The following is an 11,554-nucleotide window of genomic DNA, read 5'->3' on the forward strand; positions in this document are numbered from 1 at the left end:
TCCCAGAGGATAGTGGTCACAAACTGTTTGCTATCGTCTGAAAGGGCGCGACTGAGATTTCGGGCTAAATCTGTAGGGGTAATATTGACCTAAGTGCCGTAGCCTACGGGCACCGCAGACGCGGCACCACGGCCCAGATACGCGGTTGCGGTGAACCCAGTTGTCAGGTTCCCAGCCGCGTTCGCAGTAAGCTGCAGGCCAGGATTGGCCGCCAAGGTCTGCCCGACCGTCTGGCGATAGGTCGGTGTGGCGACTCGCAGGCCCCCGCAACAGGCGCTGTTGCACCACGGGCCACGATCCCGCCCGGCATGGCCATTGACGCCACCGTGCCAGCCGCATCCCACGTTGAAGCCGATTCGCTCGGGCGTCGGTCACGGGAATGATGTTGGGGTTGTAGTCGATGCCCAGCCGATCGCGTACAGCGTTATCTGCATCATGAATGCGCGTGCACGGCACGTCTGGCGACACAGGCCGAAGGAGCGCATTAGAGCATTTTCATACTGGCCGACGACGAGCCATAGATCGTCGAGGGTTCTGGCGGCGGCTTTCTCATCAGTGCTTTGAGCTTGGCGAAGAGCTGCTCGATGTGGTTGAGGTCGGGTGAGTAGCGCCGGCAGGTACAAGACGCGTGCGCCGACGGCTTCAATGGCTTCGCGCACGCCAGCCACTTTGTGGCTGGACAGGTTGTCCAACACCACGACCTGTCCGGGGCGCAGCACCGGCGCCAGGAACTGTTCGACATAGGCTCGGAAGCTGTCGCCGTCGATCGGACCGTCCAGCACCAGCGGCGCGACCAGACGATCGTGGCAGAGGCCGGCCAGGAAGGTGGTGGTCCTCCAGTGCCCGTAGAGGATCGACGCCCTGAGCCGTTCGCCCTTGGCACAGCGGCCATAGCGGCGCGCCATATTGGTCGACAGCCAGGTCTCGTCGAGGAAGACCAGCGTGCCGACATTGAGCTCCGGCTGGGCTTCCCGCCAAGCTTCACGCTCAGCCTGCACATCCGGCCGATCCTGCTCAGTGGCGTGTGCGCTTTTTTTTGAACCGCAGCCCCATTCGCTCCAACGAGTTCCACAAGGCACCGATCGAGATCCTGATGCCGTGCTCTTGCAGCAGCCAGCTCCACAGCTCCTCGAGCGTCGTGTCCTTGACCGCTTCCAGGCGCCCCCGCACCACTTCTTCCCGGCCCGCCAGGATCGGCTGTAGTGCTGAAGGCCACCGGCGCACTGGAGGTAACTCCCACGGTCTGGGCCTGGACCTTGCGGGCCTGACATATGCTGCCACCAGCCGCTGCCTCCTGTTCTTCCCCAATAGAGACCAATTAAGGTACAGCGGTCAGGCCCCACACCCTCCGCAAGCCAGTGTGGGGCGGTTTCTGGACGCGCGGCCGCGCCTTTGGCGCAAGGGGAAAACCGATAGTCGATAGCTTCTCGCTTAGTCCGTTCGAGATCTTCTTGCTTTGCATGATGGGGGCTGGCGCCTTGGCTGTAGCCGCCGGGTTTGTGCTCGTCCTTCACGGCAGGGTCGTGCGACCAATCCTCAAACGGAACAAGCGCCGTCGACACCGGCTGCAAACGAGCCAATGGCCTGACAGCAAACGCCCCGCCGAAGCGGGGCGCTGAGAGGCTAATGGCGGATCGGTCAACTGGACCGGTCCAGCGCTTCGCGCTTCAGCACTGCCTTCACCTTGTCGAGCTCTTCCAAGGCCATGGTGCGGCACCCAGGGGCCCGGCGAACGTCTAGCGCGTCTTTGCGCTCGGCGGCCATCTCGAGCGCGAGCACGAGCGCGGCGGGCGGAGCGATCTGGGAAATACTCATGATCGTTCTGGGGCGGTCCAGACAGCGCACGCGCGCGTGGTGGGCCCGCTAATTCGGCTCGCCCTCCTGCCTCCCCCGAGCCTGCGACGCCTTTACGAGCAGGTATGCAAGAATGCTCACTGACCATGCAATAACACCTGCTAGACTCAATGAGAGGGGTTTCCCAGCCCATCCCGCATGACAAGTGTCGCTGACTGCCATTGCAGCGGCTCCCGCGTGGAAAGGGACGCGCGACGTGCCAGATGTAGTTTTGGTGGATGACGACGACCTTTATCGCGAAGTTCTGTCCGGCGACCTCAGTGACCGGGGATTTTCGGTCTCGTGCTTTGCCGACGGGTCTTTTCCTCGATGCTCTAAACAATGGCCTGGAAGCAAAAATAGCGCCTTCTCGACTGGGCCATGCCGGAGATGTCAGGGTTCGAGCTGCTGAGTACCCTTAAGGAGCACGGTAACGAATTACCTGTCGTTTTCCTCACGGGACACTCCCAGGCGGAGCATGAGCTGCAGGCGCTGGATCACGGCGCGATCGATTTCGTCGACAAGGCCCGTGGCATGGATGTGCTCGCCCATCGGTACATCTGATCATCGAGGGGAAGCGCCAGCACGACAGCCCTGGCGCGACGCCAGCCCAGGTCAATGCGCAGGTCGAAGTTCATGGCGCGCTCGCCCTCCACCGGGACACGGCGCGCGCTCTCTGGCGAGGGCACGACGTCGGCTTAACCATCGCCGAGTACAAGGTCGTGACTCTGCTTGTGTCGAGGAAAGGCAAACTCCACACCTACCGCGCCATCTACGACACTGTGCATTACGCCGGCTTCGTCGCCGGCAGCGGCGCGCGTGGCTACATGTCAAACGTCCGTTCGACCATAAAGCGGATTCGGAGAAAGTTCGCGTGGTCGATCCTGGATTTTCAGAAATCAAGAATGTCGCGCGTGCTGGCTATAGTTGGCGCGATCCCAAGCTCTGAGGCCGGGCTTGCGGGGTACCCACCCACCGCACGGGGAGGGATGCCATCGGGTGGAGCCGCCCGCATCTCAGGGGCAAGAGCAATCAAGGGCGTCCCTGCGTCTGGTCCATTAACTTATGCAAGATCGCAAGGCTTTTGGAGCCTACCCTCGGGATGGCCGCCAATTCCAAATCCTGAGCTGAGTAGAGGTCTTCCACTTTGAGGAAGCCTGCATTGGCCAAAGCTCGGCCAGTGCTAAGCGGAAGCCCTTGACGCTCCCAAGCCTTCGACGCCAGCCAATACTCTTCGAACGACGAAGGTTTGCGCCTGATGTGAGACATCGCCCCAATTCCACTTATGAGTGGCCCCTACGCCCTCTCTACGGTAGGGATTGCAGCTCGAGCCAGAGACGTTGTGCGACCCATCGTGGGTCATGAAAGTCTCCTTGATAGTCGGCTATAGGATTTCAGCGCTAGCAGCTTCTGCACATGGCAACGACTCAGCCGTAACAGTCGCGGTCCTTCTCGTGGCAGCCGATCCATCGGCCTTCAATCAGCGCTTGCAGCCTGGTCGCTGCCATTCGGCCGGCGGGCTATCAAGCGAGACGGCTCTGCTCGACGAGGAGGCGCCGTTCGGCAGGCCAACTTTGACGGCCCGGGATCTGCCAGGTGCAAGACTCCGGTCGTTCTTGACTTTCAACAGTCCGAGCCCGTTGCAAATCTGACACTCCTGTAGAGGACCCTCGTCTATTGGGTAGTAGCGGCCGGCACCATTACAGACGCCGCATTTGCGGACACGCGCTTGATATTTGCTCACTGTAGTGGACCGCGCCCTTCTTTTCGCCACCGCCAAGGCCAAACGCATCGAACACCGTGGCGTCGCGGGCCACTCACTTGCCTCCGCGGTAAAGACGGCAGCTGATGGCTCGGAAGAGCTTGAAGTTCCTCCGAGTCTAGCCGTAAGCGGGCGCGCAGGATCCGATCGCGGGCTCTCAATTCTAATCGCGGGCGTCGGCGCTGTCTTGGAACACCGCCACGTTGGCGAAGCGGTACCACCAAAGAACCTTGATTTGAGTCTGCGGCAGCACCCTACGTCGGATACGACAGGGACTTGAGCGCAACCGGCAGCGTAAGCTTGGGAGGCAGTTCTTGCAACTCGCGCTCGCACGCGTTCTCCAGAGTCGGCCGTAGGGACGTCATGATTGGGTCGCAAAAATCTCGAAAGCCCGCACTCGCCCTCATGGCCCCCTCGCTGGTCGTCTCCCTAAGCGAGGGCACTGGCAAATCCTGCTCCCGGCACAAATCTAAAGGAATTCACGAGCGTCTGTGCGAAAGACTACACATGTCTCGATTGGGCGATTGCATAGTCGTAGACAGCCTTACGATTCAATCACAGGTTGAACACAAGAGTTCTTTACTACTTATGATACAGCCTCTCGCACCTCTGCACACATAGTGCACTAGGCGGCACTCGGCCCGTTGGCTGGATGTCTTCGGCGCGTTGTTCGAAACGAACGCCGCGTCCTCAAGCGAAGAGGAGCAGAAATGGCAGCCGCAGTTAATGTCAGTCCCGGCCACGGTTTGGCCGGCCGCAAACCCTCGCGCGAGTTCCTGGACACATTGTCCGGCCATGACGATCCCGGAATGTTTGGCCGAATGTTGCCAACGCTGACGCCACTGGTCGTCGGCGATGCCGCGTTGCAGGAACTGGCCGATGCGATGAAGGATACCAACCCGGCTGACCCTGCGGGCGATTCCAAGATCCCAGCCGGGTTCACTTATCTGGGACAGTTCGTCGACCACGATATCACCCTCGATCTCACCTCGATCGGCGAGAAGCAAGCGGATCCACTGGCCACCGAGAATTTCCGTACGCCCTCCCTCGATCTTGATTCTATCTATGGGTTGGGTCCCGACGGCAGCCGGCAGCTCTATGCGCGCGACTCGGCGACGGGAAGCGGCAAGACTCCGGGGCCGAAGTTCCTGATCGGCAAGACCGTCAATGTCGATCTGGGCGGTGTTACAGGCGACCACCGCAATGACCTTCCGCGCAGCCCCGAAGGTTTTGCCCTTATCGGCGACCATCGCAACGACGAGAACCTATTGGTCGCCCAGACCCATCTCGCGATGCTGAAGTTCCACAACAAGGTCTGCGACAGGATCGCAGGCGGCGGCAAGTCGGCCGGCCAGATTTTCTCCGAGGCTCGCCAGATCGTCACGTGGCATTACCAATGGATGGTCTTGCACGACTTCGTCGAACGTTTGACTGAGCCGGGCATCGTTGCCCGTATCCTTCATGAAGGACGCCGCTTCTACCGATTCAGGAAGGTGCCCTACATGCCGGTTGAGTTCTCAGGGGCAATCTATCGCCTGGGGCATAGCATGGTGCGGCAAGCCTACAGCCACAACCGCATCTTCACCGGCGGCGGTGTCACCATCGCAACACTTGACCTGCTTTTTCAGTTCACGGGACTATCGGGTAACATCATCGGCGACCTCGCACCAAATCCGGCACCAGGTCCGCTGCCCCTCCCGGTCCTTTCCAGTAACTGGATCATTGATTGGCGGCGATTCTACGACTTCGCGCCAGCGGCCAATCCCGCCGACGTGCCGCTCGGGGTCACGCGGAAGATCGATCCGTTCATCGTGCCGCAACTGCACGAACTTCCGGGCGACGGCGGCAGCCTTCCCTTCCGCAATCTTCGCCGGGGCGTAATGCTTGGTCTTCCATCGGGCCAGGACATCGCGTCGGCCATGAGGATCAGGAAACCGTTGACGCCAGACGAGATTGCCCAGGGGCCCGACGGCGCCGTGGCGGAAAAGCACGGCCTACACCTGCAGACACCGCTCTGGTACTACATCCTCAAGGAGGCGCAGGTGCGCGGCGGCGGCGAGAGGCTTGGGCCGGTTGGCGCGACGCTGCTCGCGGAGGTCTTCATCGGCTTGGTGCACGGCGACCATCAGTCCTACCTGTGGCAAAGGGGCCCGTCGTGGAAGCCCGATCTTCCCTCGCAAAAGGCGGGCACCTTTACGATGGCGGACCTGCTGCGGTTCGTCGGCGACATCAGTCCGATCGACGGCATCACGACATTCTAAGTCCGACTAAGCTGAGTCGAGGCTACTGGGCGGCCGGCAAGACGGCTGACCCAGTAGTTCCGACGCGCCTTAGCGGCACTTGGCTCCATGTTGCCGCCAGCAACGCTAAGCTTCAAGCCGACCGCGGTCGTAGATGCTGACATCCATATGACGCGCATCCTGCGGATCAGGGACTGCGGAGAACCTTTGGCTTGCCCAATGCGGTTCCGTAGCCAGTCGCTTAGAGGGAGTAACCATCGTGACGGTCAGCCTCAAGGCGCTGGCCACAGCCGACAATGCCGATACCATTGGTCCCGGTTTCTTTCAAGGTAGTGGGTCACGAGGATGGCCTTGGCGTAGGTGGCCGCCTGAATGTTCTGGAGGGTCGATTCTGCCACCGCAACCAGCGGCCCCGCTACTGACCCTGGCAGGGAGAACGATTGCGTCCGAGGTGGTGTCGGACGATATGCCATCCGCGGGTGAGGTGTTCACCGTTTCGGACCACCACGAATAGTCGTTAGCACCACTGCCGCGGTTGCCATCGGCGCCATAGGTCTGCAGGCCAATGTTGGAGCCGTTCGTCGCGGACTTCACCTCCCATTCAATTCGCAGGCTGTTGACGTTCGTCGGGAGGTTGGTGAAGTCGACCACCGACACGCCCCGTAACGGCCTGCCGCAAGATTGGCGCCAGGTCGAGACGGCGGAATGTGCCGCTGCTGCGGGTAGGAAACCGTCACCACCTGATCGACGCCGATCATGTAGGGTGGCACTTTGTCGATGCCAGATGATCCAGCCCCGCCGCAATAGAACTGAGCGGGATGTCTCCCAAGCTGTTCACGTTCAAGGTCGGATTGGCGCCGTTAACCGCACGAAACCGCACGCAGAGTGTCATGCCATCAATGTAGGCACCCGGGGCGCGGTATCGTAGGTCGGGGCACACACTAGGGTCGGGCCCCCAGTGGTCATGGGGTTCTGCTGACTATCGACTCGCTTGATGGGCGCCCATGATCGCTCGCGCCCAGTTGTTCACGCCTGAAGGCGCGCAGCCTTCTGGCAAACCGTCTGGTGACGGCGTGGCAGGGCGCACTAGGCCCAGCCCACCTGCTTCAGGGCCAGCCCGTCGTTCCAGATCTTGGTCATGTGGCTGATCTTGTCGCCCTTAAACTGCATCACGTAGACATAGTCAGTCTTGAGCGACTTGCCGGACGGCGGCACCGGCCCGCCGGGGCCGGTGTGGGTGGCGTGAAACACGGCGAAAGCCGAGACATTGTTGCGCTCGGGGTCGGCGGCGAACGACTTCAGCTCGTAGCGGGCGTCGGGGAACGGGGTGAACATCGCCTTCATCCAGTCGGCGTAGCCGGCGAGCGTCTTCACCTCGAGGAGCGGGCCGGACTCGGCGGAGAAGGTGGCGTCCGACGTGCAATAGGCGTTGCAGCCGTCCCAGCCCTTGCCGGTCTCGCAGGCGGTGAAGAAGCTCTTGGCGGTATCGAGCATGTTAACCATCGGTCATCTCCTCTTCAGCTTTTGGTTGTATGAGCGAAAGACCTAGCGGCGATAGTGCGATAGGACAATGGCAATTCGAAGCCCTTCTACGATCACAGACGAGGAGGCGGCCATTGTCTCGTGAGCAGCGCCGACTAGTCATTCGTACAAGGGAAAATCGCCCGACATTCGACGGGGTGGCCGCGAACGCGGGGTGCGTTACGTGCTCGAGGGTAGCGTGCGGCCTGGCGGCGAACCGATACGTGTTACTGCACAGTTAATCGATTCATCAGAAAGCCACATCGGGGCACAGCGGTACGATCGTGCGCTAAGCCAACCCATCGTTTCCTCATGAAAGGCCTTTTCCTCGATAAGCTCATGGTCCTGCGCCCAGCTGTCGTGCGCCTCAGGTGACGATAGCAAGCGATGGCGACATCCACCTCGCGATCATGCTGGACCCTGCCACGGCCAGTTTCGGGCTACAAAACCATCACGTGTTCATCTCCGCGAAACAAGCACGCAAGCTCGGCGTCTAGCTGATCGAGGCCACCGCGGGTTCGGCAGACCCCAGCCCAAGGCCAAGAAAAGAAGCCCTTCGTTCGCCGAGCGCAGAGCGGCCCTCAGAGCCAAGCTGGCAGCGCTCACCGGAGGCAACAATGACCGCACTTCGTAAGTGTGTGAAATGCCCCCGCCAGACCCGCGCCGATCCCGCCGCAAAGAGCTACCAACAATGCGCCCGAGATCCCTCACGCGTGTGGCACGATTAATGCGTCGCCGAAGGACATGTCCTCCCTCGAGAACAACTATCTCGCAGGTGCATGTCGGTTGCGGCCCTGTGGCTTCCCAGGATGGGGTGTGTGGGAATGGAAGGCACCGGGCCGGAACCTGACCAGCTAGGCCTTGGCCGCTATGTGTGGGAGCTGGGGCTCGCTGGCTGCCCGGAGTGTGCCACTGGAGGGCAACAGTCCGGGGTGTCAATAACGTGTTCGTGAGGTCCCCTTGCGCTTTGGGTCCGCGTTAAGGTCGACGTAATCGGTGCGACTTACGCTATGCCTCCGAAACCATCCGACCGGGGCGTGGCGGGGGCTGATTTCGGCGGCCGCCTCGCGCTGGCAATTGTGTTGGGCCAGCGTGGGCCGCCTCGTCTGAAGGTGCGAGTAGGCATAGGTCAGCCATTTGCAGAAGCTCCCAACCCTGAACCGTGGGGGCCGGCTATCAACAATACTTTCATGACCCACGATGGGTCGCGCAACGTCTCTGGCTCGAGCTGCAATCCCTACCTTAGAGAGGGCGTATGGGGTCCACTCATAAGTGGAATTAGGGCGATGTCTCACATCAGGGACAATCCCTCGTCGTTCGACGAGTATTGGCTGGCGTCGAAGGCTTGGCCCAGGCTCTGGCAATTGCGGGATTCCTTCAAATGGATGACCTGAACTCAGCGCATTCTTGCGAACTGGCGGCCATCCCGAGGGTAGGCCCCAAGAGCCTCGCCATTTTGTAGGATTTGTCGCGGCGCTCGCGACGAGGCAGGCCAAAATGAGAGCCAAAGAACTCTATTTGCATCTCGCGGAAGCGTGCGAACGCACAGCGGGCATCACTAACCTTCCGGATAAGAGGGCCGGGATGCTGGCGTCTGCTGCAGTGTGGCGCCGACTGGCAGCCGCATCCAAGCCTTCGGAGGAAGCGGGATCAGATACCCGATGGGACAAGTTAGCAGTCCGAGATGATCTGGAGGCAGGCTCGTTCTCCGCGGCATCGATTCTACCACTTTCAGGTTCGAAAAATTAAGACAAGCCGGCTGACCGGCCGACACCCCGGAGTAAATGCGGGTATTCACCGGCCCCCATAGCAGTTGCTTGCAGGGTACCTGCGAGATACCGCCTTGTTCCAAGGGACGCGCCACATAGCAAAGGGCGCGGGCGCAATCATTGATGAAGTCTGATGCAGTTGTGCTTCAGTGCCTCCGCGAGTCCGACAGCTAAGCCGCCTGAGTGGATCAAGCCGCAGCTCACGCGCCTGGTGGACGAGGCGCCGACGGTAACGGCTGGCTGCATGAGATCAAGTACGACGGCTACCGGATGCACGCCCGAATCGATGGCGGCAAGGCCACGCTGTTGACTCGCACCGGTCTAGACTGGTCGCACCGAGCGGTCGAGGCGCTGCAGCGGCTCCCGGTCAAATCCGCCTACATCGACGGTGAGCTGTGCACCCTCGATGTCCACGGCGTGCCCGTCTTCAGCTGCCTGCAGGCGGCGAGGGACGCGGGCAAAACCAATCAGCTGTTTTCTTGGCCTTCATCTCCTGTTCCTCAATGGCCAGGAGCTCGGCGCAGCAGCTGCCGCTCTTCGACCGGCCAAGGCGAAGCTGAAACGCCTCTTCCGAAAGAAGATAGACGGCGTTCTCTACACAAACCCTGTCGCCGGTGATGGTCCGCACTTCCGGCCTGCAACTTGGTCTCGAGGGCGCCATCTCCAAGCGCGCCGATCGGTCCTTTGCCCCTGGTGACAGCGGGATCTGGACGAAGTCGAAGTGCCTCAACCGCGAGGAATTCGTGGTTGTCGGACTGACCCCGAGGGCAGCCTATCTTGCATCGGCGCGCTGCTCCTAGGCTACTACACCCAGGATGGCCGTCTGCTCTACGCCGGCCGGCGCGTCGTGCCGCATTCACCTCGCCAGAAATGAAGCGGCCCGTTAGCGCGGCTCCGAGCGGTCACTGCCTGATCAACAGCAACCGAAGGGCTTAAGCCGCCCGCGCAAAGCGGTGCCCGCGCTCCTCCAGTTTGTCGCGAATGATGTCAATTGGCTGACGCCGATCGACTACGGCTGACGCCACGCTACGCAAGCGCGACCGAAGCTGGCTGCGGCCACCAGTGAAGCGTAATAGCGGCGCACAGCGTTCAGTTTCCGCTCTGTACAGCGACTCGCAGAATGCGCCCTGCACATCCAGGATGTCGTGGCTGTCGAGTTCGATATTGAAGAAGTCGAGCGCATCCCGACCAGCCGCCGCCTCGAAGATGATGCTGGTCCCGTTAACCAACTCGCCGACTGGCATCAGGAAACCATCAACGAAGACGGGATGCAGAGCCGTGAGGCAAAGATCGGCATTAGGCGAGTTCTCGCCCAGAGCACCGCGCCGCACGAAGACCGGCAGGTTGGACTCGTCAACCCATTTGCCCGACACGCTTTTCAAGGTGTGGCTGACCATTGCCTTGATCGGCACGAAGCCGCCAAAACGCACCGCAACCTCGTCACCCGCTGCCAAGGATTCAATCCGCCGATAGCCTTCGCGTGTCCTAACAAGCGTTCCCCGCGCAAAGCAATTTCCGCCACTGTTGCCGCTACCACCGCAGCCGTTGGTCCGCTGACCCACGCCACAGCCTCCGTTGCCGTTGCCGTTGTTGCCTGGGGTAGCCGATGCTTGCCAGCTCAGGGCGCCGGCCGCCACGACCGCACCCACCAGCGTGGCGGCTTTCAGAGCATTGCGCCGCGCACGATCGATCTTTGGAGTTCTGCTCAATTCGGCCTCCGAGCCAGTGGCATAAATCAGTTCAATAAGTTTGAGCGCTGCACGGCCTCCCGGCTATGGCGAAGACAAAAGCATTCAAGGACATTGGAGGTGCCACGAAAGTAGTACACACAACGGATTAGCACAGACGCTCATGAGAATATTGTGAACGCGCTGAATGAGCCGCGTCCCCGGCGTCGACGGCCTTGCATCATCGCATGGGGTGGGCGCGCCCAGCCGGCACGGCAAGTCGTGCCGCGGCAACCTCGGCTGAACCAATTGACCGGCATGCCAATGATCCGGATCTAGTCACACTTGCCGCGGTGGTGCTGTCAGCGGCTCGCAGCGAGCTCCCTGCCCGGCAGGTCCCCGTCGCAGCCGGCGGCAATCTCGACGGCGTTTGGGCTGTTGACGCGACGCAGATGGCACGCCGTCCCCATTTGGGGACTACTACCTTCGCGCGTCTCGTGTAGTCGCAGGCCAACGTCCCAGCTTGAGCGTTGCGCTGTAGCTTGGCTGATCGCGTACCTGCCGCTTCACGATACAGCCGTCTGGAGAGACGGAGGCTTCGACTTGCTCAGCAGACTTCACAGGAAAGCGGAGGCGCTGAACCAGGCATGCCTGTGCTGCCGGTCATCCGGACGACTATGCAATCCGTCAGGAGCTTATCGGCGCCTTGGAATGGGATGCATCGCTACATCCCCAGCACGCGCAAGGCAGCTACCTAGAGCC

General features: G+C 61.2%; 7 protein-coding genes and 2 pseudogenes. 3 read left to right on the plus strand and 6 right to left on the minus strand.

The window, feature by feature from the left end; all coding sequences use genetic code 11:
- Positions 1-371: 371 nt before the first annotated feature.
- The 3 genes from RSO01_RS48065 to RSO01_RS48075 form a co-directional block, all read right to left on the minus strand.
- The gene (locus tag RSO01_RS48065) at positions 372-998 is read right to left on the minus strand and encodes a transposase (RefSeq protein ID WP_170303814.1); all 627 of its coding nucleotides are present in this window, start codon (positions 996-998) and stop codon (positions 372-374) included.
- Between the two features lie 16 nt (positions 999-1,014).
- Positions 1,015-1,224: a hypothetical protein gene (locus RSO01_RS48070; protein ID WP_170303815.1), complete on the minus strand. Its 210-nt coding sequence runs from the start codon at positions 1,222-1,224 to the stop codon at positions 1,015-1,017.
- A 414-nt stretch (positions 1,225-1,638) separates the two neighbouring features.
- Positions 1,639-1,815, minus strand: coding sequence for a hypothetical protein (locus RSO01_RS48075; RefSeq protein WP_170303816.1), 177 nt, complete (start codon positions 1,813-1,815; stop codon positions 1,639-1,641).
- Positions 1,816-2,211: 396 nt separating this feature from the next.
- On the opposite strand from RSO01_RS48075, the pseudogene RSO01_RS43535 reads away from it, so the two are divergent.
- Both RSO01_RS43535 and RSO01_RS43545 read left to right on the plus strand, forming a co-directional pair.
- A pseudogene (locus RSO01_RS43535) lies at positions 2,212-2,397 on the plus strand (response regulator); the annotation flags it as partial.
- A 1,908-nt stretch (positions 2,398-4,305) separates the two neighbouring features.
- Positions 4,306-5,856 carry a peroxidase family protein gene (locus tag RSO01_RS43545; protein ID WP_147156865.1) on the plus strand — a complete coding sequence of 517 codons (1,551 nt, stop codon included), beginning with the start codon at positions 4,306-4,308 and terminating at the stop codon, positions 5,854-5,856.
- 1,065 nt (positions 5,857-6,921) lie between these two features.
- On the opposite strand, the gene RSO01_RS43550 is transcribed toward RSO01_RS43545, so the two are convergent.
- Positions 6,922-7,338: a nuclear transport factor 2 family protein gene (locus RSO01_RS43550; protein ID WP_147156866.1), complete on the minus strand. Its 417-nt coding sequence runs from the start codon at positions 7,336-7,338 to the stop codon at positions 6,922-6,924.
- Between the two features lie 2,057 nt (positions 7,339-9,395).
- Here RSO01_RS43550 and RSO01_RS50160 point away from each other — a divergent pair.
- Positions 9,396-9,497, plus strand: a pseudogene (locus tag RSO01_RS50160) (hypothetical protein); the annotation flags it as partial.
- Between the two features lie 55 nt (positions 9,498-9,552).
- On the opposite strand, the gene RSO01_RS49300 reads toward RSO01_RS50160, so the two are convergent.
- Complete coding sequence (locus RSO01_RS49300; protein WP_246159215.1) at positions 9,553-9,753, minus strand: hypothetical protein; 201 nt, start codon at positions 9,751-9,753, stop codon at positions 9,553-9,555.
- A 304-nt stretch (positions 9,754-10,057) separates the two neighbouring features.
- Positions 10,058-10,834, minus strand: coding sequence for a Hint domain-containing protein (locus tag RSO01_RS43560; protein ID WP_170303817.1), 777 nt, complete (start codon positions 10,832-10,834; stop codon positions 10,058-10,060).
- Between the last annotated feature and the right edge of the window lie 720 nt (positions 10,835-11,554).

The organism is Reyranella soli (assembly GCF_007992495.1).
Classification (GTDB): Bacteria; Pseudomonadota; Alphaproteobacteria; order Reyranellales; family Reyranellaceae; genus Reyranella; species Reyranella soli.